Origin of the sequence: Tepidanaerobacter sp. EBM-38, assembly GCA_001896545.1 — a bacterium.
Classification (GTDB): domain Bacteria; phylum Bacillota; class Thermosediminibacteria; order Thermosediminibacterales; family Tepidanaerobacteraceae; genus Tepidanaerobacter.
Window position 1 is genome coordinate 13,130 of sequence record MPOT01000096.1, and the last position, 25,600, is coordinate 38,729.

Below are 25,600 nucleotides of genomic sequence, written 5' to 3' on the forward strand. Positions count from 1 at the left end.
TTACGCTGTTATAAAACGTCCCTGCGCCCTTGAACCTGTCTGCATCAGGTTGTATAACTCCTGTGATATCCTACGTATGTCTTCTTCACCACGAACAATCATCTGCTGCACCACAACAAGCGGCCCAGAAGCTAAACCGCTAAATCCACCTCTTCCACTTACATTAATATCAGGAGATATATTAAAATCTGTCGGCACTGCATTTTGCATATCGTCTGCCACTCTGGCCATAGCCTTGTCAAATCCCTCACCAATACCCAGTGCCATATTGCCGCCAATGCCTTCAAAAACAGTGGACGGAGATCTGATTCCAAGAAAATTCTTTACTCCATCAACAATACCGGAAAAGAAACCGGAAACCTTATCCTTAATCCAGCTACCAAGGCTTTTAATACCTTCCCAGATGCCTTTTACAATGTTCTTACCAATCTCAACTACTGAAACAACCGCCTTGCCCAAACCTTCTATAATAGCCGCAACAATCTGAGGTAAAGACTTTACTAGTTCTGGAATGGCTTTCACAAGCCCGGCAGCAAGCTGTACGATAAGAGTAATTCCTAATTCTATGATCTTCGGCATATTGTTCGTCACAAAGTCAATGATTGTTGTAATTATCCTCGGCAGTGCTTCAATTAGTTCTGGCAATGCATTTAAAAGTCCCTGCGCCAGTCCCTGAATCAATGTAAAAGCAGCTTCAAGGATTTTGTCCATATTATCCAGCAGCCCTTGCACAATGGTGATCACTGCTTGAACCGCTGCTGGAATTAGCTCCGGTAATGCTTCTCCAAGCCCCATTACCAACGCTGTGATTAGCTGCACCGCTGCATCAATGAGTAAAGGCAGGTTATCAATGAGTGCTCCGACAATGGTCATGACCGCATCTACTGCTGCTGGAATCAGCTCCGGCAGCAGGCTCAAGAGAGTTTGAAGCACCTGAGAGAACAATTCAGTTACAGTTTGCAACAGCACGGGAAGCAGATCTTTGACTGCTGAGATAATCGCACCGGTTGCCTCCGGCAGAGCAGCCACTATATTTTCCAAAACCGGCACGATATTTTTAACTACAGCCTGAAAGGCATCCACAAGATTTTGTGTTAGGTTCGTCATATCAGCGTTCGCATTGCCAAGTCCTGCTATAAACGAACTTAGAGAGGCTTGTAAAAGACCAATGGAACCGCTGATGGTCTGGGTAGACTCTCTTGCGAAGTTGCCAGCATACTGTTCGGTTTTTTCAAAAAACATCTGCATGGCGATCTCGGCCTTTTCGGCATTGGTTGCGCTATTCCAGGCAAAATCCAGCCCTTTTGCAAGAGCATAAGCTTCGATGGTAGTGGCGTTCATGGCGACGCCCAGATTATCCATCATGGTGAAGTTACCCTTGGCTGCGCCAGCGATGGATTCCATGGCAGTCTGCATGTCAATGCCCATAACCGAAGCCATATCTGCCGCCCGTTGCATGGCCTTCTCAGTAAGCTCCAGACTTTTTTGCTGATCGACACCAGCACCCTGAAACAGTGCGCCCATTTTGTTGGCGGTGGCAAGGTACTCGGATTGGGACAAGCCCAGATTCTTGTAGGCTTCTTCTCCCGTTTTTTGGATACGTGCAGCATATTCTCCAAACACAGCTTCAGAACCGCCAAGGTTCTGCTCAAGCTCACCAAACTGCTCCACGACCTCTTTTCCCAGCTTGATGGCAGCCGCGCCCGCTGCGGCCGCTGCAGCACCCATAGCCGCGCCAACACCTTTAAGAACGCTGCCCAGTTTCTCAAATTTCGAGCTGGATTTTTCGGCATTGTCTCCACTTTCCTTCAATTCGTCCCCAAGTTCATCTGCACTTTCAGCAGACTGTTCGAGTTCGCGCTCCATTTTGTTCAGCTCTGCTTTGGCGTTGTTAAGCTGTATCTGCCAGGACTGCGTCCGCTTGTCGGTCTCCCCGAAAGAGGAGGCGGCGTTGGCAAGCGCTTTCTCCAAAGTAGCAATTTTTTCTTTCTGCAATTCGATTTCTTTATTCAGCACCTTGTTTCTTGCAGTAACAGCTTCAACTGATTTATCTTGCTTATCAAACTGAGATGCAACCAGGTTCATCTCGCTGCCCAGTACCTTAAAACTTTGGTTGATCTCACGAATGGCGTTCTTAAATTCCTTTTCGCCTTCAATCCCAATCTTCAAGCCAAAATTGTCTGCCACATAACCGCCTCCTTTCGAGTAAAAATTAAAAAATTATAAAAGGCTATTGTATTTCAATGCGGTTTGGCATATACTAATAGTAGGGAAAGTAGGGAATTTCCTGCTTTTCAAATCCTAAAAAGGAGGACTTAGCATGAACGTTCCCATAGTTGATAATGCAAAGGTAATGGCAAAAGGCCAGATCACGCTGCCAAAAGATATCCGCTCCAAACTTCGCCTTTCCACCGGAGACCGCGTCACCCTCATTTGCGAGGAAGACCGGGTTATCCTTATGAACTCCGCTGTCTACGCCATGAAAATGCTACAGAAAGAAATGGAGGGCGAAGCGGAAAAAGCCGGGATCCGCAATGATGACGATGTTATGGATCTGGTGAAGGACGTCCGCGCGGAGATTGAAGGTCTATGAGAGTGTTAATTGACACCAACATCCTGATCTCCGCTTCCTTGAGCTGCGAAGGAACGCCTTATCAGGCGTACATTAAAGCTGTAACACACCCCAACCATGGTATGGTTTGCGATCAAAACATCGATGAGCTTCGCCGGGTATACAACCGGAAATTCCCCCATAAGATCCAGGCGCTTGAACGCTTTTTGGCGATTGCGCTTACTGTTCTTGAAGTTGTTCCAACTCCCGCAGTTGACGTGTCGGATGAGGCGCTTGTCCGGGACGCATCCGACAGGCCAATACTCAGGGCGGCCATTGCGGCAAAAGCTGACGTGCTTGTAACCGGAGACAGGGATTTCCTTGAATCCGGCATAACAAACCCAAAGATCGTAACAGCGGCAGAGTTTTTGCAAATGGAATAAAAGCAGCTTTTTAAAGCAGGGATTACAGCCACCCTGCTTTTTTGCTGCTTATATTCCATAAGGTATCACATCATCAATGGTCAGCATACGCTTTGGTTTGGCCAGCCCTAAAAACTGCTTATGGCACTCCCATAAATCCAGCAGGTATCCAATAGGCATGAGCCACACTTCTTCCTCTGTACGGTTTAGCTGAACAGTGCCGTAATATAGAAGCCGAGTGAACAATTCCTCATCGCTCACTCGGCCGGTGTGTTTTTTAAGTCATCCTCACTTTCAACGTTTCTTTTGGTACCCTTGAACATTGCTTCCATGATAGCGTCTTTATATGTTGCCAGTTCCAAAGGAGATGTGAGAAGTTCCACTGTCTCTTCAGTCAGGAGTTCACGCTTATCCTGATTTTTAAGGTTGTGTATCAAAATGCTCTGGTTAGCCAGCAGTGTAATCAGCCATACCACTTCGTCAAGAGCCATCTCGAAGTTCTCGGTTTTCATCAGTTTCGTGCCGAGGTTTTCAAGACCGCCGTATCTTTTTGCAATCTCCTTTGTCGCTTTAGTGGTTAGAATAAGCTGATATTCTTCATCGCCGATTTTGATAATTGCGCTTCTGTCATTATCCTGCATTATTCGCTGCCTCCTCCCACAGCAAATACCGGCTCATAAACTTCCGTATACCAGCCGGTAATAGTTTCAGGCGATACACCGGGATCGTCTTCGCTGACCTCCGCCTTCCAAGGGTGCTTTCCCTGGCCATCTGGTTTGTTACGTCTCATGACTGTCCCTTCAATGGTGGGTGTCGAAAAGGTAATGCTATCACCTTTCGTTTGGAGATTTGTAGCCGGAATTCCGAATTTAACCCTGTAAAGCCAAAAATACCTGTACTTGCCGTTAGCTTTCTTGGCTCTAAAGCCGATTGCCACAGGCGCGCCTCCATCCTCACTGGCAGAAATCAGCACCTTATTGTCATCAAGGGTGGCTCCCGTCAAAACCTCTGCAGCGGCTACTCCGATGTCTGCAACACCAAGAGTCAGGGTGCCGCTTTGAAATTCCTTGACCACTTCTGCCGCCCCGTCATCGGCATAAAGCGTCGCCTCTGCCAGCTCCACAGAAAGCTCTGCCGTAATAGCCTTAGCCAGCGGAACAGGCGTGTCGTATGTCTCTTCTCCGTTTTCATTCTCAGTTATTTTGGCATAATATAACCTGTCCAGTCCGATTGTGGCCATGTTTTTCATTCCTCCTTTACTTCATACTCTTTTTCCACATCAATGGCATAGTGGTGATAGCCGGTATCGTCCTCATGGCCTATATACCGCCTGTCGGTAATGGTAAAGTCCGCTTGAAGCAATGTGTTCACTATTTCGTTTTTACGGGTAGTGTAGTTTCCCTTTATAAATAAAGACAACCTTACCTCCTGGGTTTCTACCTGAGGCTGGTTGTCTGCAAAAACTTCAAATGTATCTGTCATTGGAGTTATGACAAGGTACTCATCCGGCGGTACACCGCTAAATACTCCGGTTTCAATGGGAATACCCAAAGCATCCAATAACGAGTTTAATTCTGACAATATGCTCATATACGACCCAGCTCCTGTTCCAGTCTTGACTTCATTGCTTCAATACAGGACTTCCTTGTAGCTGATTTTGCCGGTTTCAAAAAGGGTCTTGGAGGCTGCCCGGACTTGCCATACTCAATAATATTAGCAATCTTCGCATTGCTTTCCCCATCCTTCCTTGGTTCAGTAAAGCCGATTTTTATGTTGTGGTTTCCTTTCCTGTCCTGTTTGGCAGGAGAGAGTCCTAAAGCATTTACCAATTCACCGGTTGCCCTGGACGGATATTTAGTGCCGCTCCCGATAACTGACTGAAGGTTGGACTTCACTTTTGAAAGCACTACTTCACCGCCTGCCTCAAGCACCCTCGGTATGATTTCATCTGTCCTTTCGCCAAGCTTGGAAAGCCGGAGCAAAAACTCCTCCGGCATCTTAACGTCAACTTTTGCCACTGGCCTTCGCCTCCTTCTCCGCAAGCACCTCAATGTACATCCCGCGCCCCTTTACGTCCTCTGCGCTGATGATGTTATATCTGCCATCGTTACAGACAAGCACAAGATCTGTGGTGATTTCAAGGTTCGGGATCTTGCGAAAACGAAACAGGGCAGACGCCTGTGAAAACGCTGCCCTGTTTGCCCATATTTCGCTGCCATGCCTGTCTTCCTTGTACGCCCTTACCGAAGCAAGAATAATATCTCCTTTTTCCGCAAAACCCTCGCTGTCCTTAACCGGCTTGGGGGAGATGATGTCAACAAATGTGTTCATTTTCCCGAAGCTCATCCCTCAAACCCTCCAGTCCTTGTCCAGCCGCAGCAGCATATTCACCGTATTCCACACCTGCTGCCCGGCCTGCACGTTGTCAGCAAAAAAGCCGCCTGTGCTGCCGTCCCGGCTTTCATAAAAGTGGGACGACAGCATGATGACAGCCTGTTCGGTGGTAGGCGGCATGGGGTTTTCGGCATAATACCCCTCCGGCTTTTTCTGGTAGCTTTCCGCGTAGGCTACCGCAGCTTTGATGTATTCCTGCAAAAGCGCGTCATCTTGGCTGTGCTGCAGTATGAGGTTGGCTTTAACCTTCTCTATAAGTTCCATGCCGCAGCCCTCCGTTTCTCATCAGGACGCTTTCTGCTGAAGGATTTTGACTGCCTCGGCCAGCACCAGCTTGCCGTCCACGCGCTGGGTTGCCATGAATCCAACTTGTCCGGTCGCAGCATACAACTCATTAAGCCGCTTAAAAACCCTGCCCTGACGGTCTGCCACCCAGTAATAAGAAAAATCGCCGAATACAATCGTTTTTGCTCCGGCGGCAATGGCTGGCATAAATGCAGAAGTTTTAACTGGACGATTGAGGATAGTATCCGGTGTTCCAGCAGTTACAGAAGGCTGCCAGAGATACTGACCGTTGTTGTCTTTGAGCTTCCTTATAGCTTTAATTGTCGAATCATTCATAATGAATACAGCGTTCCTGCGGTACGGAGACTTTAGGCTGTAGAACAAGTCCATGATCTCGTCAAGGGTAATGGCTGTTGCACTCGCCGCAGTTACTCCTATCTCGCCACCGCCGTTATCTGCCAAGATACCGGTTGGCTTGCCAGATCCGTCACCGATAAAAAATGCTTCCTCCTCTTTTGCTCCGATTCGGCGGGCGAATTCTTTGGCTATATACTGTTCAAGGTTGAATACACTGTCGTTTAACAATTCCTCTGACACCTTGATCATAGTAGCCAGCTTATATGCGCCGATGGATACCTGTGCAAAGGAGTCATCGCTTTCGGGAATCTGGCCTTCCTCATCCACCCAGGATGCAGTACCCTTGCTTGCCACCACAGGAATTTTCTTGTCACCGCTGGACGTGGTAATAACATTGGCAATCTGCCTAAAGATATTCTCCTCCTCCAGTGCTTCCACAAGAGTACGCTCAAAGTCGTCGGGAACAAGATATCCACCTTCGGTGTCCTCTCCGATCTGCAGCGCGTTGTGTACGTCATATTTGCGCCTGCCGCGCATCATGTTCCAGAAAGACTGCCTGTACTCATCGCTGGCACGTCCGGTTTTTTCATTGTTGCCAGATATGGAAGTGGGTTTGTCTGTAATAGGAATATTCAACGGTTTTGACAGTTCCAAATCTATGGCAGCCTGACGCTCAAGACGCTCTATTTCTTTGCCCAGCGCAATAACGTCGGCTTCCATTTTTTCATAAGTCGCGGTGTCCTCCGGTGAAAGCAGTCCGTCGTTCCCGCGTTTGCTGTCGAGGAAAGCTTTAGCAGCTTCCCATACTTTAGCGCGTTTTTCACGCAGTTCCAGTATTTTGCTCATAATCAAATCCTCCTTACGGTTTTATTTGGGGTCCCCGCTAAATCGCAGATTTAGTGGGGTAAAAGTAGAAAAAGCCGCTTTTCAAGCGACTCAATTGGCGTTCCTTTTGGTTTTTCTTTTGGTTTAAGCTTTTGCAGGATGGAATTTGTTACTGCCTGCCTACTGAAGATCATTCCTCCTGATACTTCAAATTCGGATGGGAATGATTCATCCTCCATAAACAAGATTCCATCGGCAAAGCCAAGTTCCACCGCTTTTCTTGCGTTAAACCAGCTTTCTGCATCCATTAGGTGCGATATTTTTGCCCTGGAAAGTCCGGTTTTCAGCTCATAAGCGTTGATGATAGATTCCTTTATTTCTTCCAGCATTGCGATAGCTTTCTCCATTTCTTCTGTATCACCGATGGCTATTGTCATAGGGTTGTGAATCATCATCATGCTGACTGGTGACATAAAGACGTCACCTCCGGCCATAGCTATGACCGAAGCGGCGCTGGCTGCAATACCGTCAATCTTTACCGTCACTTTGCCTTTGTAATCCATAAGCATGTTGTAAATTTGATTAGCTGCAAATATATCTCCGCCAGGGCTGTTGATCCAGATCGTTATATCACCCTCTCCGGACAACAGCTCTGATTTGAACTGTTTGGGAGTTACTTCGTCTCCCAGCCAGCTTTCTTCAGCTATTGGGCCGTCAATATATAATGTCCGGCTGCCATCATCGTTTTGTATCCAGTTCCAGAAGCGGCGAACCGGTTTTGGTTTTTGTGATTTGTTCAACTTTTGATCCCTCCGTTTCAGCATTGTTTTTGCCTGCAAATGCACCTGCATCGGCAAGCCTGGTCATGTTACCGTTAACAAGATACAGATCTCCGCCCAACTCCGCCGGAATCCGGTTCATGTCCTCAAGCTCACGGATATCGTTAGCAGACATCCAGCCGTTCTGGCGAGCTACAGCATAACCATTCATGCGGCTTGCATAATCACCGCGCAGAAGGCCATCTACATTGAATTTGACAAAGTATGCCCGCTTCTCTGATGGTAAAAGCAGCGCTTTTTGGAGAGCCTGTTCCCAACGCACCACCCACGGGTCAAGCGTGTATTTAACAAATTCCAGAGATTGCTGTTCGATGTTTGAAAAGCTTGACTTTTCAAGATCTCCAACCATATGGGGAGGTACTCGGAATATCCGAGCAATTTCATTTATCTGAAACTTTCTTGTCTCTAAAAACTGTGCCTGTTCGGGTGGAATGCCGATTGGTTGAAACTTCATTCCCTCTTCCAGAACTGCAATGCGATGAGCATTGGCACTTCCTTGATAAACAGCGTTCCAGCTTTCTCGTACCTTTGCCGGATCCTTTAATACGCCAGGATGTTCCAGAACGCCACCCGGATTTGCTCCGTTGGCAAAAAAGGATGCACCATACTCCTCACAGGCAATAGCCATGCCTATGGCGTTCTTAGCCATAGCAATAGGGGAGTATCCGATCAGTCCGTCAAAACCGAGTCCCGGGATGTGAAGAACCTCATCACTTCGTAGGTATATAAGGCCTGCTTTTGGATTAACCCTACTCTCATCGCTGTCGCGCCGATAAGTGTAAAACAATTCTCCGTTTGGAGCCCTGTCTACCGTCATTTTGTTTGGCAAAAGTGGATAAAGCGCCAGCACTCGTCCGGAACCGTCCCTAATAATTTGAGCGTAAGCATTTCCCCATAAAAGAAGATGACTCATCAGTGTTTCTCGGAACACGAATGAAGTCATCTCAGGGTTTGGTTCGTCATGGAGTAAATAATAGAGCGGGTGGGTCAACGCTTTTTCTTTGCCACCGTCTTCTTTATAGCGGTACACATGAAGCGGAAGCCCGGCGATGGCTTCTGCAAGTATCCTTACACAGGCATACACTGCAGTTGTCTGCATAGCAGTCCGCTCATTTACAGTCTTTCCGCTGGATGTGCCGCCGAAGAAAAAACTATATGCATTACCGAACAGGCTGTTTTTCGGCTTATCCCTTGCTTTGAACAAACGGGAAAATACACTCATATAATCAACAGCCCCCTTTCATCATAAATTGATCCGTTGCGTTCATCCCCGTCATGCCTTAACGCGCGGTCAAGCGCCATAATTAACGCTACCGCACCATCTATTCTCTCGGTGGATTTTTCTTTATCCGGCTTAATGTTTCCGGCGGGATCGGTTTTGACATAGATATTGTCCATCATCCACCGCAGTACTGGATTACCACCATGGGCGATGCGTTCTTCCAATGTCAGCTTCATCAACTCTTTTGTAGGCGGCGACATATCCTTGAAACCCTGACCGAATGGAACAACCGTAAACCCCAAAGCCTCGAGGTTTTGCGTCATCTGAATTGCGCCCCAGCGGTCAAAGGCTATTTCCTTAATGTTATATTTCATACCGAGTTCCTCAATAAAGGTTTCGATAAAACCGTAATGCACCACGTTACCCTCGGTGGTATATAAAAAGCCCTGCCTCTCCCAGACATCATACGGTACATGATCTCTCCGCACACGCTGGTCGATGTTCTCCTCCGGTATCCAGAAAAAAGGCAGGATCTGATATTTGTCCGATTCATCAAGCGGCAGAAACACGAGAACAAAGGCTGTGATGTCCGTTGTGCTGGATAAATCAAGTCCGCCATAACAGGTTCTCCCGCGCAAGCTTTCCGTATCGACGGGGAAGGCGCATTTATCCCATTTATCCATAGGCATCCAGCGCACCGATTGTTTCACCCACTGATTTAAGCGAAGCTGACGGAATAAATTTTCCTCTGCGGGGTTTTGCTTGGCATTTTCACAAGCCACCCTCAGTTTTTCGATGTCAACTGTAATGCCTAATGACGGATTAACCTTTCTCCATACCTTTTCGCTTGTCCAGTCGTCGGTATCGGCTGCGCTGTAGATAACAGGGTAGAAAGTCGGATCTATCTTACGTCCCTGCAGAATATCCTCTGCCTTTTGATGCACTTCCCAGCAGATGGAATTGCGGTCGGTGCCAGCAGTTGTAATCAGGAAAAACAACGGTTGCTTTCTTGCATCGCCAGATCCGTGAAGCATTACATCATAAAGATCCCGGTTTGGCTGGGCATGAAGTTCGTCAAATACCACACCATGTACGTTTAGCCCATGTTTCGTGTATGCCTCCGCTGAAAGCACCTGATAAAAACTGCCCAACGGTCTATATACAAGCCGCTTCTGCGACAGCATTGGTTTAATTCGAGACTTTAATGCCGGACACTGTTCCACCATATCTACCGCAACGTCGAAAACGATGGACGCCTGCTGACGGTCAGATGCACACCCGTAAACCTCGCCACCATGCTCGAAATCACCGCAGGTCAGGTATAAAGCGATTGCCGCTGCAAGCTCGCTCTTACCCTGCTTTTTGGGGATTTCTATATAGGCAGTGTTAAACTGCCGGTATCCGTTAGGTTTCAAGATTCCGAATATGTCCCGGACAATCTGCTCCTGCCAGTCAATGAGTTCAAAAGGCATCCCATACCATTCGCCCTTGGTATGCTTCAGGCAGTTTATAAAAGTAACAGCGGCATCCGCCGCTTCCTTGTCGTACCGAGAACCTTCGGCCATAAACTTTGTTGGTTTATACCGTTTTAACTTCCGCAGCTTTGCCGCCTCCTTTCCTAAAATTGAGCAAGAAAAAAGGAACCTCAGGGATGAAGTTCCTCTCGTTAGTGGATTTCTATGAAGCCTGTTACGTTATTAACGTTATCGTTTGCCTGTCAGGATAAACTCGGCATATTCTTTCTTATGTTCATTAAGAAATACCACCAATTCATAAAAGCCCTTTTTGTATGCCTCCTCCTGCACCCTTGACAAGTCAAACATATTGCAGGCACCGCTGTCCCGTATGGCAATAATCTGCCGGTAAATCTTATCAGTTATCAGATTTTCGTTTCCCATGTCCTACGCCTCAGACTTCTCTGCCGCTGAAACCGAATCGCGTACCGCTTTATTGAGAACAGAAATATCAAAACCCGCGTCTATATATCCCTGACGAATCACCTCGTAATAGTAACGGCTCGGTGCTCCCAGTGGTCTGCCTTCATTCATGATATACACCATTGCGGACAACCACTGCCCTTTGAAACGCACCTTAACCGTTTCTTTACGGTATAGATGCGGATAACCTTCATAGCGGTCCAGCGCTTCCTCATCATAAGGTGTAATTCTCCAAAGCAGTACCGGTACACTTTCACCTTTTTGCTTTTCTATTGTCGCTACTGCGCCGCCATTCCCGCCTCTGAATAACAGCCGGTAGCCTGTGAGTTTTGCACTCCCCAGCACTTTTGCCGTTGGGCAGCGGTATGCCATCTGCCTTAAATTCAGGTTGCTTCCGTATGCTAAATATATGGTTCCTTTTTCTTTGCTCATCGTATCATCCTCCTTGTGTTTACCAAGGCAGGGGCGGCTATCCGCCCCCAGCGCTTGTCTATCTATGCTGCCCGAAACCGCCATGCTGCGTTACCATCAAGGTGTTTGCAAAGATGCTCCCGGCAGTTTTTGAACTCATCACCAATAAGTCCTATGCGGTTGAGATATGTCCGCATGGCAAACTTCTCATTTTCAACCTGTGGTTTCTTGCTGGAAGCGCATTTTTGCGTTAACGCCTGATGGTTTAACGCAAGGGCAAGCACTATGTAGCTTCTAATTTTTCCCGCATGAAGTTCGCTGTTAAAGCCTCGAAGCTCAATTGTCCCATTGCCATTAAAAAAGCTGTGCAGGTTCAAAAAGTGGTACCTGCTATTATGGTAATGGGTGCTTCGGCTTTCGCTGTAACCTTCGTACCAGATGCTCTCAATCGCCGCCATGGTTTTGGGCTTACGCCGATTCATCTTCTCAACCAGTGCCTCATCCATCTTTTTACAAAACCGCATCCTGTCCGGCTCAATCTGCAATGCTTTATAGAAAAGGTCATTCTTGCTGGCGATAATGTTAATATAATTACGGATGCTTCGCGGTGTGTGGTCTGCACCGTCTATATGGATATGAATTCCACAGCTTGTGTTTGCAAAACCTCCAGCCTTGCGAAGCCTCCTTATCAATTCCTGCAGGGTTTCAATGTCCTCGCGGTATGTCAGTATCGGGCTTACCAACTCGACGCTATATTCCCGGCCAGCCGCCACAATCCTGCCGTTTTCCTTTTTCTGAGTCCGGATGCTCCCGTCGCTCATGAATTTCCATATCCGTCCATCCGGTGCAATAACCTTTTGGGTATCGTAATAATCTCCGCTGGATTCAACCCTCCCTCCAAGAAAAGCTGCTGCAGTTTTTGCCGCTTGTTTTCTTGTCATCCCCGTCAATTCTACCTCGATTCCAAATCTCGTTGTAAGCATTGCGCTTTCTCCTCGCTTTCTCTGTGTTTTTTGCCCTTTGGCAGTGTACATTAGGCCATTGAAAACACAGGATAGCAAGGCAATTCTGCGTGAGTTTCCACTGGATTTTGAACAATTTTACACATCTTGAATTGTGTACATTTACAGCTTTCTGATCACATCTATACCATAGGCTACACCCAAAGAAGAACCGCAGTCCCAGTTGATATGAACAGTTCCGATATCATCCACGAAAGATACTGTTCCTTGGTCTCCCGGTTTCAGCTTAGAATACGGATCATTCATGCAGATAAGCTCAACACGTGTTCCCGGCGGATACTGCTCTTTAATGCGAAGGACTGTTTCTTTTGAAGGGAAGCCTCTTGCACTCATAGTTCGTCCTCCTCTCCAGGATAATATGCGGCATACTTTGGGTAATCTCTACCATCCGGCATTACCAACACTCCATCAGACCGTCCCCGCTGCTTAACCAGCAGGCAACGCCACACTCCATCCTCATTAACGTGACAAAGCCCTTTATTTTCCTCAATGAAAATGCGATCAACACATAGGTCGGCAACGAAGTTATCATAATCAATCTTTGATAGCTCGATAGTTTTTACAACTACAAATCGTTTCCTCGTCTCATACCGATGCGGCACTTTTAAATCCTCTATTCTAAACGGATGCTTGACAAAGAAGGCGGTGCTATGAAAATCATTCATTTTCGTCCACCGCCTTTGCTCTGCCTTTCCGATACGCCCCGTTACCGGACAGCCTTGAAAGTAACACCTTGCGTTCAGTTTTGAAGTTATCACCTATAAACCCCAATCTAAGCAGGAAACAGCGAAAAGCATATTTTTCATTATCTGTTGGTTTTTCTTTTCGTAGTACTCGCTTCTGTAATTTTGCCTGTTCTGCCATCTGCTTTGCCAGCGTTATATAGGTCTGCACTTCATCAGCATTTAAAGTCGCGTTCCAGAAAGGGAAGGAAATCTCATCATTTTCAGCTAAGACTACAAGTTCCCCCTCAATCAACATCGCCTTCTTTATCAATGTCTCTTTGCTGGCCAGCATATTATTTAGGTTTTCAAGGCTAATCGCGCTAAAGCCCTCCAACGAAAGAGTAATTGTCATGGTCCCCTCTGCTGAAAAGCCCTCCACATTCAACGTGTCAATAACTGAACGGATGGTTTTTATTTCATTGAGACTGATTTTCGGTGAGTGAACCACACTGTCCCTGTCAATCGTCCAACTGCCAGCAGATTTTTCGTCTTTAATCTCATACAAAAATTCCGGTGCTCCGGCATAGCGCACCTGGCCTTCAAGGGCTTCAGCTATGACCGAGGCAATGGCTTTTCTCTCCTGACCGACAATCTTCTGTGAAAAGCGAAAGCTGTTATTGTTCATGCCATACACCTCCCCTCAAACAAGCTAAAGCATTTCTGATTCCCATAAAAAATCCCACCTTTCCTTTTTGGTGGGGTACATTAACGCTCTGTTTTGAGGGGAAAGCAAGGACATTTTTAATCAATCTGTGTTTCCGCGTAAGGTATTTTTTCACTACCTGTTACCAAGAATACTGAATCTGTGCCAAATTGTGAAACATAGCGCTTTACAATCACATCGCAGTATTTCGAGTCAAGCTCCATCATAAAACAAACCCGCCCGGTCTGCTGTGCCGCAATCATTGTCGTACCAGAACCACCGAACAGGTCAAGAGTTAAATCTCCAATATGGGAACTATTGAGCATTGCCTTTGCTACAAGCGATACCGGCTTCATGGTAGGGTGTTCCTCCGATACTTTAGGACGGGGTATCTCCCAAACATCTGACTGTTTACGGTCTTTAAGCGGGCAAAGGCGTGTTCCTTCAAGCCAACCATACCAGATCGGCTCGTACTGGGTATGATAGTCCTTTCTTGATAGTACCAAGCTGTCTTTTTTCCATATAATTGTGCTCGACCAGTGATACCCTGCCTCCCGCATGACGTTCATCAAACTGCCCCATTCCTGAGCACTCATTACCACATAGGTCATGCATCCGGCTTCAGAAACCTCTTTCATGCATTTAAAAGCGCGCAATAAAAAAGCGCCGAATTCTTCGGTGCTCATATTGTCATTTAGAATTTGTCTTGGCTTCCAGCTTGGATGCCTGGTATCTGAACCGTAATCAACATTCCAGGGTGGGTCGGTGAAAACAAATCTCGCCTTTTGTCCGTTCATCAGCTTTTGCACATCTGAAAGCATGGTGCTATCACCGCACATCAGACGGTGGCTGCCAAGTACCCATATGTCTCCCTTTTTGGTAACCGGAGTTTTAATCTCTGCAATTGCCTTTTCTGTATCGAAATTATCCTCTTTGACATTAGCGGTTGTTTTATCACGGAACAACTCATCAATTTCCGAAGCATCAAACCCGGTAAGAGAAACGTCAAAACCATCTTCATTTAAATCCATAAGCAGATCGGTCAAAAGCGGAATATCAAACTCGCCACTGATTTTATTCAGTGCAACATTGAGCGCCTTTTCCCGCTGTTCATCCAAATCAACTACAACACAGTCGATCTCCTTATACCCCAAAGCTGTAAGTACTTTATAACGCTGATGTCCGCCGACAATATTCCCGGTGCGTTTATTCCATATGACCGGCTCTACATATCCAAACTCTTCAATGGATCGGCGGAGTTTCTCGTATTCAGGATCGCCCGGTTTTAAGTCCTTCCGCGGGTTATATTTCGAAGGTTTTAATTTTTCTGCTGGTATTTTCAGTATATCCATAAATCTTAACCCTCCAGTTTGACGGCTTTTTCGCCGGTGAATTCCTCCCAGCGCTTAACAGCTAAATCACAGTAAACAGGGGATAACTCCATTGCGTAGCATTTACGCTCGGTCTGTTCAGCCGCAATTATAGTAGTTCCGCTACCAGAGAACGGCTCAAGCACAATACCGCCTTTGTCGCTGTGCATTTTGATGCACCGCCATGGAAGCTCCACAGGGAACATTGCAGGATGCTCCTTGTTTGCCCGTACAGTGGTCATCTCCCATATCCCAGCATAACCCCATTTCTTGCGTTCTTCCTTTGTAAGCCGTTTCACAAATTTATAACTGTGTCCCGCAAAGGCTGAAAGCCATACATATTCCTGATCGTTGTATTCCTCGGCCTCTCCTTTATTGCTGAAGGCTGAAATATACTCATACTGCTGCACCGGTTTGTTGGAAACAAGGTGATAGGGTCCGACACCGAAGTTTTGCCCCTGCTTCTTCCAGATGCGGATCCATATAGGACGGTAGCCGTTGTCCAAAAACATATTCACACTGTAAACACTGGTGGGTTCAATAAACTGAGAGCCGGTAGCATAGAGATCACCTAAGTTCCAGCAGACAATATCTGCATACTTGCACAGGTTTCTAATCACTGGGCGTACTGTCTCGAACCATGGTTCAATCCCAGCCTTTTCATATTCTTTGCCTACCCCATATGGAGGGGAAGTAACCGCCATTTGAGCATGCGCTCCGTCCATGAGCTTTGCGAAGTCAGCCTCGCTCGTGGAGTCGCCGCACATCAAACGATGATTCCCGAGAAGCCAGATATCGCCCCGCTTCGTTACCGGCTCGCGCTGCACAATTTCCTCATGTGCTTTATCTATGTCAAAGCTGTCCTGCACCGCTTCCTTGGCATACCATCGGTTGAGCAGTTCGTCTATTTCAGAAGCGTCAAATCCTGTAAGCGAAACATCAAAGGCACCTGCGTCCAGTTCAGCCATCAGTTCTGCCAGTTTATTCTCGTCCCACTCTCCCTGAATCTTGTTGAGGGCAAGATTGAGCGCTTTTTCCCTCTGCGGGTCAAGATCCACTACAACGCAGTCTATCTCAGTCTGTCCCAAGTCCAGCAAAACCTTTAAGCGTTGATGCCCGCCTACCACATTGCCGGTCTTTTGGTTCCAGATAACAGGCTCCACATAGCCAAATTCCTCTATCGACCGTTTTAGCTTTTCATATTCCTTATCGCCAGGTTTTAAATCCTTGCGCGGATTATATTTTGCAGGATTAAGTTTATCAACTGAGATTTTTTGTATGTTCATCTTGCATTCTCCTGTTCAATATTTTCTCAAGGCCCTTTTTAGCACCTACACAATCTCCGTTTAATACTTGTCCCCGCAGGGTTTTAAACTGTTGCCTCGTTAAATGGTCTTTGTATTTTCTCAGTTCTCTAAGAAAGCTTGACTTTGATTTTTTCATCAGCCACCCCTCCTGGCTGTCAGGAGTTTTTCCATCACATCGTCGTGGGGAGTGGCCCCCTTGTATTCGGTAGCACAGTTTTCCCGCACGACTTGATAAATTTGATACCACAGGTTATTGGCCTGTTTCATGAAGCTTTGACTCATAGCCACATAAGGTGACGGGATGGCATTGCCAGTCGTCGGATGCTTAGCAAGAAAGCCAAATTCAGTGATACATTCCTCGCACTGGATCCACCGCGCCACACTCTGGGCATATTGCTCTATAAGCTGCGCAGGGATAAGGTGAACACACCTGCGTTCCTTAAGCCACTGCCATGTTTTTTCGTATATTTCCACCGCCAGTGTTGTTTTTCCGTTCTTCTGCTTTGCAGCAAGATAATCCCTCGGCGGCGGCATGCTCTCTCCTTCCAGTTCCGCAGCATCCGTAAACTCCATTACCATGAGCTTTCGTCTGCCGGGGTTTCCTTCCAAAATCTTATCCGCCAGAGGCTTTTTCTTCTGTCCTGCACCAATACGTGCCCCGCCGCGGTTGGTACCGTCCTTTGCCATACACATCACCTCGATTCATGTAAAAATAAACAGGGGATATACCCCGTTTGAAACTGCGATTTTTCGCGCGTGACCCCCCGCCCGTTTCCGGGGTAAAAAACTGTAGAGATTTAGACCCCCCTACCCTATAAACTGCAGAAAATCTCAAAAGTTAAGCAGTTCTTTGAATTTCGTGAGATTTTTTGCATCTATTTTAAGCCGTTTTTCGGCATTGTTTTCAAACGAGGTATTTGCCCCTGTTAAAAAAGAAGTGAGTGTTTTTATTTACTTGTCAGTCAGACGAACAATTTGACAATTGACCGTCATTCTGTCCAATAAAGTCTGGCAAAGGTGCTTGTCTTCAACTGCATCTATCCATGCTGACAGTTCACGATTGGTTATAAAAATAATGCTTCTGGCTTCATTAAGAAAGGTAACTGCCCGGTAGAAAACCTGCAGTTCTGCCCTGGTTGGTTCCACATAAAAGACATCATCAATAATAATTAAGTCACATTCCTGCATATAAGAAAAGATCGCTTCTGCTTTTGGATTTGTGGCTTTCTTTTCTGCCACTGCGATAAAATTATCAAAAGGCGCATAATAGGTTTTATATCCATTGCTGATTGCAGTTTCTCCAAGTTGCGCTGCAAGACCGGTCTTACCCGTCCCGCATTTTCCCAGCAGGATTAAGTTTTGCTCTTTCTTAAGCCATGTCAGGTTGGATAACTGTTTAATCTGCCATTTTAAGCCCTTGTTTGAGTTCGATGCGTCAAATGCTTTGTTTGGAAGCTTACTTGCCTTCCTCAGCTTGGTGTGTTTTTGTCTGGCCCTAATCTCCAATTCTTTTTCTAACACCATCTTAAGATAGTCAAGGTTTGATAGTTTCTCATCGTTCAAATCAATGTATCCCCTTGCGATATTCCAAAGGTTGAGCTTTTGGGCCAATTCACGGATTTCTGTTATATCAGCCATTGATTTCCCTCCTTATTTCTTTACTCCTCGCCAAATGGTTAAAATACTGCTGATTCGGCAAAAACTTCTTAGCTATATGCTCTCCGTACTGATACATGAGATAAGCCAAAAGTTCATAGGCGCTGCAACGTTCATTATCAATGCAGTATTCTATTCCATCAAGCAATTGTCCAATTGTATAAAACTTTGTCATCCGGTATAATCGAATGCAATGTGTATTAAAATATTTCGGCTGTTGCTGCTCCATCCGGCGAATGAATTCCTGAGCTATTTCGTATTCTGCAAAATATTGTTTTATGATGGTTAAAGAAACCCTGTCTCTGCTGTAATTTTCTTCTGGTTTGAACAACTGCCCGGTATCTTCTGTGACTGGATATTTAGCCAATAAATCATTTGTTTCAGCATCATAGAACAAAAGCATTTCACCATCATCTTCAATGCGAATGCGTATATGAGCATCCATCATATCTGTATTAATCAGATAACGGTTGCCTTTATAATTTACCACTCCATCCTTATCAAAGGAGGCAACAGTGCTTGATACTTCGGAATAAGGTTTGACATGGAGCAGGTATTTTTGCTCTTCCATGAACATTTCACGCGGCACTTTTCTGGTCACAGTATGTATTCGCCCGTTGCCTTCCCTATCCAACCATGCAAGGGCAGCACTGTTAAGGCAATCAATTCCGGTGTATATCCTGCCCTCAAGAAAACTTTGCTTTATGTATCCAATCACCTCTTCAACCTTGCCTTTACTTTGAGGATCTCTTGGTCTACATAGCGAAACACTGTAACCTATACGCTTAACATATTCTTCAAAGGCGGGTACGAATATGATATTCCCCAGATTTTCGCTGACTACATAGACACGGTCAAGGTCATAAAGAATAGTCTGTGTTCTTCCTCCAAAATATTGGAATGCATAGTTATGAGCTTTAATGGCTGTTTTGGTTGTAAAGGGATCCGGTGAAAAATAAACAAATTTCATTCTGCTATAACTCAGAACCATGGAAAAGAAATATATTCGTACAATTCGCCCGTACATATCCTTAAGTTTGTATTGACCAAAATCCGCCTGCGCTTCATATCCCGGTGGAGAAATTTCACGGGGTGAGGTTTTACGTTTACTGGCATGCGGATAACCGTGCTGTTCCCTTAAGGCTTTCATATAGCGGTAGAATGTAGCTCGTTTAACTTGTAGATCAGGGAAGGCCTCCACCAATTTGAGATAGATGTTTGTATCCCTCATTTGTGGACAAATTTTCAAATGTTCCAGTATGTACTGACGATAGTTATCCATGTGGTACCTTTCCTTTTCAGCTTCCCTTACATAATCTTCTTCGCTCATATTCCAGTATTTGCTGACAGAAGAATAGGTTATCCCCAGTGCTTTTGCGGTTTTTGTCTGAGCAAGTCCAAGTGCTTTGTACTCCTGGATTTTTCGGTATTGTTCAATGCCGATCATTTTTAATTTCCTCCTTTGGTTGTTATTAAAGCCAGAATATTTTTATCAGTACAAGCATAGGCATCACCTCCTTGTCTGGGGTTTATAAACCAGACTTAATTATATATAAATAAAAAACACCCGTTTGGGTGTTAATGACTATAGATTTTATTGGATTTTTATGTTCACGTCATTTCAGGGTCAAACATTTAAACATTACACAAATTACAATTAATAGTGTTATAATCGCATACCTTGTAATGGCAATAATTGAATAAAAATAAAACTGAATAAACAAAAACATAATGATATTTCTTTTCATTAACTCTTTCTATAATACATTACCAATTTACTTTCTTCAATCTTTCCTTGCAGTTGCAATCAGCATCATAAATTTGGTGTACCTTTTATATGTGAATCTCCTAATACAACTCCTTCTATACTAGGGAGAGAAGATAATTTCTCCACTGCTAATTAATCCACTGTTAACACAATTTTGCCACCAAAGTTACTTAAGGTAAATAAGTCTGAGTCATGTAGCCATTCGAGTGAAACAGTGTATTCAAACGGAAAAGCCTGGGGTACCGAAGACAGCTCTGCAATTTCATAGTAGGCTCTTTCCCTTAAGTGAAGGATGGCCAACAGCAACACCTGTATGGTTTTTACATCGGTAACCGGGTACTTTTTTATTCGATATACCCCAACCTTCTCATTTTCGATGGCCCCAATCAGCTTTAAGGTTTGCAATATCTTATCGCTGGAATGAAACAGTGTAGTCCGTTCTCCCCACATTTCAAACAGCTTTTCTTTAAGCCAGGATGTCGTAAATGTATCCTGGATGTTAGTGAGCTTGCCTATTAAAGCACAGACATCACAGAATACAGGGTAAGCAACCAGCATCATGCTCCAATGCAATGCCAGTTTGTTCGACTTCTCATCCTTATAAGCTTCTAAAGCTTGCTGTTTTAAAGTTGAAAGCTCCTCAGGAGTCCTCACCCATATATTCATGAGGATTTCCCTCGTCTTTCTGAGGTTAGTCGGGCTCTTTATTTCAAAGAGCAAGTATTCGTTTAACTCATCTTTAATTTGAGTTTCGTCCTTACCCTCTAGTACGAGTTCTACAGTTTTATTGAGCCATTCCAATTTAATGGAACGGGACAGTCCAACAATCTTTGCCATCTAAATTACCGCCTTTACTTTAATGAATGGGACAATTACCTCGTCAATGGAGATGCCCCCGTGTGTCATTACTTCTTCATTCTTATTATCAAAAGAAACGCCTGACTCGCAGACGTAGTATTTATAGTCTTTATCCAAGTAATATCCCGGATAAGTCACAACTTTATCTCCAAAGGAGTCTTTATCTTCTGCAAAATCTTTCAGTACAAACATCCTCTTGGATTTAGTTTCAACCTCAACGCCAACATCACGAATAGCTCCTGCTCCGATGCATGGGGTATTACCGTGGTCGGATGTTATATAAATATTAAAACCCTGTGCATACAAATCTTTAATCAACGTTTGTAACTTACCACTTTTTGCCCATAAGGAAACATCATTATACATCCCTACACGACCTTGCTTTTGACCGTGAACTAAATCATCTATATCATTGATGATAATAGCCATAAACTTGGTAAAATGGCTGATGGGCGGATTGTAGCCCTTGGCATATAAGCTTTGCTGTTTGGTATACCCCTTGTTCTTGGCAGCCTCCAAAAAACCTTTTTCTTCCTGGCTTAAAGAGAAAGGGTCTTCCAACTCACGGGGATACTTCCCACTGAGCAGGCCTTGCCTTGAAATAGCTGTCGTCGTTGGTATTAGAGCATAAGTACATTGATACTCATAGTCAATGCCTTCCCAATATCGCGAGATAACTTCAAAATCAAACAAAGACATCCCATCCACGACAATAAGAGCAGTCTTCCCATGTGCTATGAAATCAATCACTTTCGGCAAAATCGCAGGAGCATGTTTGTTGGTCTCACCGGAAAGCTTTTGATAGCCATCAAATATAAACTTTTCAAATTCCGCGTCAACAAAACTCGTATCGATTATGATATTTGCTTTTGCAGCGTAATAATCAATCAAGGCCTTTTTACGGGCAATCTCAATCCAGCCATTTGCAGTAATACCAGATTTATCGCCGGAAGGCAAGAGGTTTTTTATCAATATCTCACAATAGTTTTTTATATTTCCCTTTGAAAAGACCGTATCTGAAATAAATTTTTCAGTCTTTTCCCTGGTGTCACAGGACGAATAAAGCTCCTCATAGGCAAAGCTAATCAAGTCAATGTCTTTAATATACCGGCGCACCGTATCTTCATGAAGTTTCGGAAATATGCTTCTGAGAGAAATTTCAACCTCAAAAAACTGTTTCCTTATATCGTATGGCACATATATGTCAGAATAAACAATAACCGCATATTTATTATCAGAATTCCTTATTTCTTGCTCATACCTTAGCCGGAATGTTTCAATATCCTCATACTGGATGACCTCAAAATTCTGAGAAATAAGCAGCCTGGTATAATCAAAAGCAGCACAAAATCCGCTGGTATCAAATATCAGCAACCGCTTTTCATATTGAATTGAAAAAAGCTCTGCTATCCGTTTCTCTATCATAATTTCACTCCATATGTACTATCAATACTGGCTTAAAGTCAGGACAGAATTTCTTGCCCGCCTGGTAATTTGCTTCTATCTCTGCCTTTTCCCGGCTTAAAGCCATAAGTTTGTGCTTCCTGATATTTTCGATCCCTATCCGCTGCGCAGCCTCGATGCGCAGGTTCAAAGCATACAAATACTTTCTGTATGTTTCTTCATTTCTTTTTTCCAGTTCTGCTTTCAGCGTTAAGAAAGTGTCGTAGGCAAATTCCTGTGACGCTGTACGGAGCTTATTCTGAGTTTCTATATCGATCTTTTCCCCTTCGCAAACAGTAATAACCCTGTCTTTGTCAAGAATAGCCTCCCATATTTTCTTACCCGCCATAGGACGCAGGATAAAATCCTGGTTAATGAAAATTGGGATAATCTTCTGCCCCTGGCTGTCAGGAGTAAGTGATATCCGCCACAGCATAAAGTAGCCCTTTTCATTCGGAAAATCTTTTATTGAAACATTTAAAAGCTGACCTCCCAAGTCTTGCTCGATTTCCTTGTTCAGGTGGCCAACAATCACAGGGTCATTGATGCTGAAATTCTCGATAGGCAAGTAGGGATTGCCCTTATAGTTTTCATAGTATGTGACCATCTGCCGCAATGCAGCTTCAAAGTCAAAAGCAGATCCTGTCCCAATCATTGAGGTAAGGTCTTTTTCTTCCTTTATGAGGTCTTTTATACGCATGGTATTTTGAACCTGCTTTTTCAAATCCTCCTCAACCGGACGAATGTTTAACTCAATATTTTTAGGATTGCGGATTGATTTCATATAAGCATCCGTAAAGTTAAGCTCAGCGGTTTCACTGTCAAGCACATCAGAATACTTGTCGATGCCAATCTCTTTAAGTATAACGGAAAGCTTTTCTTCCAACACAGCTTTTACACGGTTTTCAACAGTATCAGCCAGAATAAAATTATAAACTATCACATCTCTTTGCTGCCCGATACGGTCAACACGCCCGATACGCTGCTCTATCTTCATCGGATTCCAGGGCAGGTCATAGTTAATAATGCAGTTGGAAAACTGCAGGTTTAGGCCCTCACCACCGGCATCGGTCGAAATAAGGATGTCCGTTTCCGTTTTAAACTCCTGCAGCACGGCATTCCGTTCCTCAATACTCATGCTGCCGTTGAGAATGGATGTTGAATACCTCCTGTCTTTCAACAGCTTTACAAGGTAGCTTTGTGTCGCCACAAATTCCGTAAAAATGATAACCTTTCTTTGCCGGTCCTCAGCAAATAAGTCATCGATAATTTCAAGCAACGGCTCAACTTTGACATCAAGATATTGGAACTCTGCCTGCTTGGCAACTGCAATGATATCGTTAAGCTGGGCAATTTCTTCTTTGATGTCCAGAGAAATGGCAGCAATGGCATCCTCCATGTTTTCTTCCAATTCCATCTCTGCAAATTCTTCTTCGGACATGGATTGATACTTGAATGCTTGCTCTTCCAGGACTTTAACACGCCGTTCCATACTTTCCCGGACGGCGCTTGTGCTGCTGGTGACCAGACGCTGCATCATAATGAGCAGGAATACGAACCACATGTTTTTGCCGCGGTTGCGCATTGCCTTGTTATAATTTTTGGAAACGTAATCCGACACCATTTCATACAGCCTGCGCTGCATGGAATGCCGTTCGTCCCAGTGCAATTCAATAGCCCTGGTAGTTCGATTCTTAAAAAGCTTATTGCCGTTATTGTCTATGGCTTCACGCTTTTCAGTCCTTATAACATAAGGAGCTACCTGCTCTTTAACAATGGCATTGATATTGGGGAAGGCCTTTTCATCAACCAGGCGTATAAGCCGCAAAAACGGCTCCGTTTTGCCATTATGGGGTGTAGCAGTCAGCAACAGCAGGTAAGGGCTGGCTGCAGCCAGGAGGTTGCCAAGCTTGTATCTGGCTACTTCCCCTGAACTCCCGGCAACCCTATGGGCCTCGTCAATCACGACCAAATCCCAGCCGCTGTTGATGATGGAATAAATCCGTTCCTCATTGTATTGGGCGATCTTTTCTTCCGTCCAGCCAACCCGTCTTTCCAAGGGCTTGATAGAATCCATGGGTGAGATAACCTGATCAAACTGCCCATAAACGTCCTCATTTCCAGTTATCTTACGAATGGTGTCATAATCCTCCGGCAGGATAACATGGAACTTCTCGTTAAACTTGTCCTGCATTTCCAAACTCCATTGAGTTACCAGACCGGTAGGACAGACAATTAGTATCCGCTTGATAAGCCCCCTGGTCTTCAGCTCTTTGATAATAAGTCCTGCTTCAATAGTTTTTCCGAGACCCACTTCATCCGCCAATATGTATCTCACATTATTGTTTGATAAAGCCCTGTTAAGAACATGCAGCTGATGCGGCAAAGGAATGATGCCGCTCGATAGCTTTGACAGGATGCCTTCGGAGGTTTCGTTCTTGATTTTTGAAAGCATGGCAACATACCGAAGATAGCTCTCATTAAAATTTTCTTCGGGTACTTCGGCGCAAATGTCATCAGCGGATAACTTATAAACTGTCCCGGTAGAATTATTAAACACCTTGTAAGACACAAAGCCCCATACTTCGCTGACATCCAATATCTGCACACGCTCATTTTTGGTTTTATCAAAAACGTAATCTCCTATAAAAGGCACGGTTCATTTTCCTCCTGAGTTATTATTATTCTTCTTCTGATCCTCTGCAAATTCAAGCTTTGTAGGGATGGATGTAGTTTGAACTAATTTCATAGGATTAACAATATTCTGAGGAATAGTATTCTGATTGGATTTGCTATCTTCAGGAATAATATCTTGTTTATGGTTACTTTCCATGCTTTTTCCCTCCTAATATTGGCCGTTTATACCCATCATCACGCTGTTCCTTCGTTGGGATTTGCGTAGTTTGAACTTGCTTCATGGGGTTTGAAGTATCCTTACCGGAATTATTATTTGAAGCACTTCTTGATAAACTCATTTTTTCACCTCAAATCATTTTACAAATAGCTACAATATACCAAAATGCTATTCCTGCAATTGAAGCAAAAAAGCTTGCCATTGACAGACGTATCAGAGTAACCCGCTCATCATTCCCATCTGCTTTGCTTTTCTGAACTCTTCCAACTAAATCAACCCACTGTTTAAGTTGCTGAGATTCCAGCAAAGTTTGCTCCCAATGCTCTGAAACATATTTCTCAATTTCAGCTATATCCATAAATGCATTATATTTTCGCCTTCTTTGTGCCAAAGATGCAAAAACAAGACTGAGAAGAAGAAAGAAAACGATTGATGAAAATGCAATAAAGAAAAAATTAAGTGACAAACTGCCTCTGTGTTCAATCAAAATAGGAGCAGCCATGAATAATGCCGCTGTCATAAAAGAAAAAGCTGTCTGCATTTGGCTTGATTGTTGGATAAGGGAGTCCTCACGTCGAAGCTCGCTTTCGTATTTCATTTTGCTAATCTCTTTAACATGACGATATAGTGTAACAGCTTGCTGCTCTAGTTCTTCTTTGCTCATAACTTTTTCAACTTCTTTAGCCTTCTGCACCTCAGACATACAGTCAC

32 protein-coding genes are annotated in these 25,600 nt (G+C 44.6%); 2 read left to right on the forward strand and 30 right to left on the reverse strand.

Translation table 11 applies throughout. The annotated features are described in order from the left end of the window. Positions 1-2,187 (reverse strand): phage tail protein, encoded by a 2,187-nt coding sequence (locus tag BUC45_RS10320; protein WP_296972144.1) that lies wholly within the window; start codon positions 2,185-2,187, stop codon positions 1-3. Positions 2,188-2,320: 133 nt separating this feature from the next. On the opposite strand from BUC45_RS10320, the gene BUC45_RS10325 reads away from it, so the two are divergent. Further along, complete coding sequence (locus BUC45_RS10325; protein WP_004463997.1) at positions 2,321-2,593, forward strand: AbrB/MazE/SpoVT family DNA-binding domain-containing protein; 273 nt, start codon at positions 2,321-2,323, stop codon at positions 2,591-2,593. Continuing rightward, entirely contained in the window at positions 2,590-2,994 is a 405-nt protein-coding gene (locus BUC45_RS10330; RefSeq protein WP_004463999.1) for a putative toxin-antitoxin system toxin component, PIN family, read from the forward strand. Before BUC45_RS10325 ends, BUC45_RS10330 begins: the two co-directional genes overlap by 4 nt. Before the next feature lie 48 nt (positions 2,995-3,042). Here the strand turns inward: BUC45_RS10330 and BUC45_RS10335 are convergent, their stop codons facing one another. The 29 genes from BUC45_RS10335 to BUC45_RS10475 form a co-directional block, all read right to left on the reverse strand. Next, complete coding sequence (locus BUC45_RS10335; protein WP_094550143.1) at positions 3,043-3,234, reverse strand: hypothetical protein; 192 nt, start codon at positions 3,232-3,234, stop codon at positions 3,043-3,045. Then, complete coding sequence (locus BUC45_RS10340; protein WP_296972146.1) at positions 3,231-3,614, reverse strand: hypothetical protein; 384 nt, start codon at positions 3,612-3,614, stop codon at positions 3,231-3,233. The genes BUC45_RS10335 and BUC45_RS10340 overlap by 4 nt, the downstream gene beginning before the upstream one ends. Further along, the gene (locus tag BUC45_RS10345; protein ID WP_127837351.1) at positions 3,614-4,213 is read right to left on the reverse strand and encodes a major tail protein; all 600 of its coding nucleotides are present in this window, start codon (positions 4,211-4,213) and stop codon (positions 3,614-3,616) included. Before BUC45_RS10345 ends, BUC45_RS10340 begins: the two co-directional genes overlap by 1 nt. 5 nt (positions 4,214-4,218) lie before the next feature. After that, the gene (locus BUC45_RS10350; RefSeq protein WP_296972148.1) at positions 4,219-4,563 is read right to left on the reverse strand and encodes a hypothetical protein; all 345 of its coding nucleotides are present in this window, start codon (positions 4,561-4,563) and stop codon (positions 4,219-4,221) included. Further along, the gene (locus tag BUC45_RS10355; RefSeq protein ID WP_296972151.1) at positions 4,560-4,991 is read right to left on the reverse strand and encodes an HK97 gp10 family phage protein; all 432 of its coding nucleotides are present in this window, start codon (positions 4,989-4,991) and stop codon (positions 4,560-4,562) included. The genes BUC45_RS10350 and BUC45_RS10355 overlap by 4 nt, the downstream gene beginning before the upstream one ends. Next, positions 4,978-5,319, reverse strand: a complete 342-nt coding sequence (locus tag BUC45_RS10360) for a head-tail adaptor protein (RefSeq protein WP_027622120.1) — start codon at positions 5,317-5,319, stop codon at positions 4,978-4,980. The genes BUC45_RS10355 and BUC45_RS10360 overlap by 14 nt, the downstream gene beginning before the upstream one ends. 3 nt (positions 5,320-5,322) lie before the next feature. Next, positions 5,323-5,631: a head-tail connector protein gene (locus BUC45_RS10365; protein ID WP_027622121.1), complete on the reverse strand. Its 309-nt coding sequence runs from the start codon at positions 5,629-5,631 to the stop codon at positions 5,323-5,325. A 21-nt stretch (positions 5,632-5,652) separates the two neighbouring features. Further along, positions 5,653-6,855, reverse strand: a complete 1,203-nt coding sequence (locus BUC45_RS10370; RefSeq protein WP_296972153.1) for a phage major capsid protein — start codon at positions 6,853-6,855, stop codon at positions 5,653-5,655. Positions 6,856-6,905: 50 nt separating this feature from the next. Continuing rightward, positions 6,906-7,634: a head maturation protease, ClpP-related gene (locus BUC45_RS10375; protein ID WP_008409538.1), complete on the reverse strand. Its 729-nt coding sequence runs from the start codon at positions 7,632-7,634 to the stop codon at positions 6,906-6,908. Then, the gene (locus tag BUC45_RS10380) at positions 7,573-8,895 is read right to left on the reverse strand and encodes a phage portal protein (RefSeq protein WP_296972154.1); all 1,323 of its coding nucleotides are present in this window, start codon (positions 8,893-8,895) and stop codon (positions 7,573-7,575) included. The genes BUC45_RS10375 and BUC45_RS10380 overlap by 62 nt, the downstream gene beginning before the upstream one ends. Beyond that, positions 8,892-10,544 carry a terminase TerL endonuclease subunit gene (locus BUC45_RS10385; RefSeq protein WP_366750179.1) on the reverse strand — a complete coding sequence of 551 codons (1,653 nt, stop codon included), beginning with the start codon at positions 10,542-10,544 and terminating at the stop codon, positions 8,892-8,894. Before BUC45_RS10385 ends, BUC45_RS10380 begins: the two co-directional genes overlap by 4 nt. Before the next feature lie 54 nt (positions 10,545-10,598). Beyond that, positions 10,599-10,793: a DUF5049 domain-containing protein gene (locus tag BUC45_RS10390; protein WP_296972158.1), complete on the reverse strand. Its 195-nt coding sequence runs from the start codon at positions 10,791-10,793 to the stop codon at positions 10,599-10,601. A 3-nt stretch (positions 10,794-10,796) separates the two neighbouring features. Beyond that, complete coding sequence (locus tag BUC45_RS10395; RefSeq protein ID WP_296972159.1) at positions 10,797-11,264, reverse strand: gamma-glutamylcyclotransferase family protein; 468 nt, start codon at positions 11,262-11,264, stop codon at positions 10,797-10,799. Positions 11,265-11,326: 62 nt separating this feature from the next. After that, positions 11,327-12,226: an amidoligase family protein gene (locus tag BUC45_RS10400; protein WP_296972162.1), complete on the reverse strand. Its 900-nt coding sequence runs from the start codon at positions 12,224-12,226 to the stop codon at positions 11,327-11,329. A 141-nt stretch (positions 12,227-12,367) separates the two neighbouring features. Beyond that, on the reverse strand, positions 12,368-12,598 hold the full coding sequence (locus BUC45_RS10405; RefSeq protein ID WP_038289639.1) for a DUF4314 domain-containing protein: 231 nt from the start codon (positions 12,596-12,598) through the stop codon (positions 12,368-12,370). Continuing rightward, the gene (locus tag BUC45_RS10410) at positions 12,595-12,930 is read right to left on the reverse strand and encodes a hypothetical protein (protein WP_023062550.1); all 336 of its coding nucleotides are present in this window, start codon (positions 12,928-12,930) and stop codon (positions 12,595-12,597) included. Before BUC45_RS10410 ends, BUC45_RS10405 begins: the two co-directional genes overlap by 4 nt. Then, complete coding sequence (locus BUC45_RS10415; RefSeq protein WP_296972164.1) at positions 12,923-13,615, reverse strand: virulence factor; 693 nt, start codon at positions 13,613-13,615, stop codon at positions 12,923-12,925. Before BUC45_RS10415 ends, BUC45_RS10410 begins: the two co-directional genes overlap by 8 nt. 116 nt (positions 13,616-13,731) lie before the next feature. Beyond that, on the reverse strand, positions 13,732-14,985 hold the full coding sequence (locus BUC45_RS10420) for a site-specific DNA-methyltransferase (protein WP_296972166.1): 1,254 nt from the start codon (positions 14,983-14,985) through the stop codon (positions 13,732-13,734). 5 nt (positions 14,986-14,990) lie between these two features. Beyond that, positions 14,991-16,289 (reverse strand): site-specific DNA-methyltransferase, encoded by a 1,299-nt coding sequence (locus BUC45_RS10425; RefSeq protein WP_296972167.1) that lies wholly within the window; start codon positions 16,287-16,289, stop codon positions 14,991-14,993. Beyond that, positions 16,264-16,446 (reverse strand): hypothetical protein, encoded by a 183-nt coding sequence (locus BUC45_RS10430; protein WP_281742712.1) that lies wholly within the window; start codon positions 16,444-16,446, stop codon positions 16,264-16,266. Before BUC45_RS10430 ends, BUC45_RS10425 begins: the two co-directional genes overlap by 26 nt. After that, on the reverse strand, positions 16,446-16,997 hold the full coding sequence (locus tag BUC45_RS10435) for a P27 family phage terminase small subunit (protein WP_003515999.1): 552 nt from the start codon (positions 16,995-16,997) through the stop codon (positions 16,446-16,448). The genes BUC45_RS10430 and BUC45_RS10435 overlap by 1 nt, the downstream gene beginning before the upstream one ends. 264 nt (positions 16,998-17,261) lie before the next feature. Beyond that, on the reverse strand, positions 17,262-17,948 hold the full coding sequence (locus tag BUC45_RS10440) for an ATP-binding protein (RefSeq protein WP_296972169.1): 687 nt from the start codon (positions 17,946-17,948) through the stop codon (positions 17,262-17,264). Beyond that, entirely contained in the window at positions 17,941-19,413 is a 1,473-nt protein-coding gene (istA, locus tag BUC45_RS10445; protein ID WP_296972170.1) for an IS21 family transposase, read from the reverse strand. Before istA ends, BUC45_RS10440 begins: the two co-directional genes overlap by 8 nt. Positions 19,414-19,866: 453 nt before the next feature. Further along, positions 19,867-20,571, reverse strand: coding sequence for a hypothetical protein (locus tag BUC45_RS10450; RefSeq protein WP_296972172.1), 705 nt, complete (start codon positions 20,569-20,571; stop codon positions 19,867-19,869). Continuing rightward, the gene (locus BUC45_RS10455; RefSeq protein ID WP_296972174.1) at positions 20,572-22,017 is read right to left on the reverse strand and encodes a PglZ domain-containing protein; all 1,446 of its coding nucleotides are present in this window, start codon (positions 22,015-22,017) and stop codon (positions 20,572-20,574) included. It abuts the gene before it with no gap. Positions 22,018-22,021: 4 nt separating this feature from the next. Further along, positions 22,022-24,691: a helicase-related protein gene (locus tag BUC45_RS10460; RefSeq protein WP_296972175.1), complete on the reverse strand. Its 2,670-nt coding sequence runs from the start codon at positions 24,689-24,691 to the stop codon at positions 22,022-22,024. Positions 24,692-24,694: 3 nt separating this feature from the next. Then, complete coding sequence (locus tag BUC45_RS10465; protein ID WP_296972178.1) at positions 24,695-24,868, reverse strand: hypothetical protein; 174 nt, start codon at positions 24,866-24,868, stop codon at positions 24,695-24,697. Then, entirely contained in the window at positions 24,858-25,010 is a 153-nt protein-coding gene (locus BUC45_RS10470) for a hypothetical protein (RefSeq protein ID WP_296972180.1), read from the reverse strand. Before BUC45_RS10470 ends, BUC45_RS10465 begins: the two co-directional genes overlap by 11 nt. Before the next feature lie 9 nt (positions 25,011-25,019). After that, positions 25,020-25,592: a hypothetical protein gene (locus BUC45_RS10475; protein WP_296972182.1), complete on the reverse strand. Its 573-nt coding sequence runs from the start codon at positions 25,590-25,592 to the stop codon at positions 25,020-25,022. Between the last annotated feature and the right edge of the window lie 8 nt (positions 25,593-25,600).

What these genes read in the sequence shown, in the direction of transcription:
- BUC45_RS10465 (WP_296972178.1), bottom strand. Translation starts at nt 24,868, where the DNA reads ATGGAAAGTAACCATAAACAAGATATTATTCCTGAAGATAGCAAATCC.
- BUC45_RS10350 (WP_296972148.1), bottom strand. Translation starts at nt 4,563, where the DNA reads ATGAGCATATTGTCAGAATTAAACTCGTTATTGGATGCTTTGGGTATT.
- BUC45_RS10395 (WP_296972159.1), bottom strand. Translation starts at nt 11,264, where the DNA reads ATGAGCAAAGAAAAAGGAACCATATATTTAGCATACGGAAGCAACCTG.
- BUC45_RS10455 (WP_296972174.1), bottom strand. Translation starts at nt 22,017, where the DNA reads ATGATAGAGAAACGGATAGCAGAGCTTTTTTCAATTCAATATGAAAAG.
- BUC45_RS10475 (WP_296972182.1), bottom strand. Translation starts at nt 25,592, where the DNA reads ATGTCTGAGGTGCAGAAGGCTAAAGAAGTTGAAAAAGTTATGAGCAAA.
- BUC45_RS10420 (WP_296972166.1), bottom strand. Translation starts at nt 14,985, where the DNA reads ATGGATATACTGAAAATACCAGCAGAAAAATTAAAACCTTCGAAATAT.
- BUC45_RS10430 (WP_281742712.1), bottom strand. Translation starts at nt 16,446, where the DNA reads ATGAAAAAATCAAAGTCAAGCTTTCTTAGAGAACTGAGAAAATACAAA.
- BUC45_RS10370 (WP_296972153.1), bottom strand. Translation starts at nt 6,855, where the DNA reads ATGAGCAAAATACTGGAACTGCGTGAAAAACGCGCTAAAGTATGGGAA.
- BUC45_RS10440 (WP_296972169.1), bottom strand. Translation starts at nt 17,948, where the DNA reads ATGGCTGATATAACAGAAATCCGTGAATTGGCCCAAAAGCTCAACCTT.
- BUC45_RS10380 (WP_296972154.1), bottom strand. Translation starts at nt 8,895, where the DNA reads ATGAGTGTATTTTCCCGTTTGTTCAAAGCAAGGGATAAGCCGAAAAAC.
- BUC45_RS10360 (WP_027622120.1), bottom strand. Translation starts at nt 5,319, where the DNA reads ATGAGCTTCGGGAAAATGAACACATTTGTTGACATCATCTCCCCCAAG.
- BUC45_RS10365 (WP_027622121.1), bottom strand. Translation starts at nt 5,631, where the DNA reads ATGGAACTTATAGAGAAGGTTAAAGCCAACCTCATACTGCAGCACAGC.
- BUC45_RS10405 (WP_038289639.1), bottom strand. Translation starts at nt 12,598, where the DNA reads ATGAGTGCAAGAGGCTTCCCTTCAAAAGAAACAGTCCTTCGCATTAAA.
- BUC45_RS10325 (WP_004463997.1), top strand. Translation starts at nt 2,321, where the DNA reads ATGAACGTTCCCATAGTTGATAATGCAAAGGTAATGGCAAAAGGCCAG.
- BUC45_RS10415 (WP_296972164.1), bottom strand. Translation starts at nt 13,615, where the DNA reads ATGAACAATAACAGCTTTCGCTTTTCACAGAAGATTGTCGGTCAGGAG.
- BUC45_RS10400 (WP_296972162.1), bottom strand. Translation starts at nt 12,226, where the DNA reads ATGCTTACAACGAGATTTGGAATCGAGGTAGAATTGACGGGGATGACA.
- BUC45_RS10425 (WP_296972167.1), bottom strand. Translation starts at nt 16,289, where the DNA reads ATGAACATACAAAAAATCTCAGTTGATAAACTTAATCCTGCAAAATAT.
- istA (WP_296972170.1), bottom strand. Translation starts at nt 19,413, where the DNA reads ATGATCGGCATTGAACAATACCGAAAAATCCAGGAGTACAAAGCACTT.
- BUC45_RS10345 (WP_127837351.1), bottom strand. Translation starts at nt 4,213, where the DNA reads ATGGCCACAATCGGACTGGACAGGTTATATTATGCCAAAATAACTGAG.
- BUC45_RS10435 (WP_003515999.1), bottom strand. Translation starts at nt 16,997, where the DNA reads ATGGCAAAGGACGGTACCAACCGCGGCGGGGCACGTATTGGTGCAGGA.
- BUC45_RS10470 (WP_296972180.1), bottom strand. Translation starts at nt 25,010, where the DNA reads ATGAGTTTATCAAGAAGTGCTTCAAATAATAATTCCGGTAAGGATACT.
- BUC45_RS10330 (WP_004463999.1), top strand. Translation starts at nt 2,590, where the DNA reads ATGAGAGTGTTAATTGACACCAACATCCTGATCTCCGCTTCCTTGAGC.
- BUC45_RS10450 (WP_296972172.1), bottom strand. Translation starts at nt 20,571, where the DNA reads ATGGCAAAGATTGTTGGACTGTCCCGTTCCATTAAATTGGAATGGCTC.
- BUC45_RS10340 (WP_296972146.1), bottom strand. Translation starts at nt 3,614, where the DNA reads ATGCAGGATAATGACAGAAGCGCAATTATCAAAATCGGCGATGAAGAA.
- BUC45_RS10410 (WP_023062550.1), bottom strand. Translation starts at nt 12,930, where the DNA reads ATGAATGATTTTCATAGCACCGCCTTCTTTGTCAAGCATCCGTTTAGA.
- BUC45_RS10390 (WP_296972158.1), bottom strand. Translation starts at nt 10,793, where the DNA reads ATGGGAAACGAAAATCTGATAACTGATAAGATTTACCGGCAGATTATT.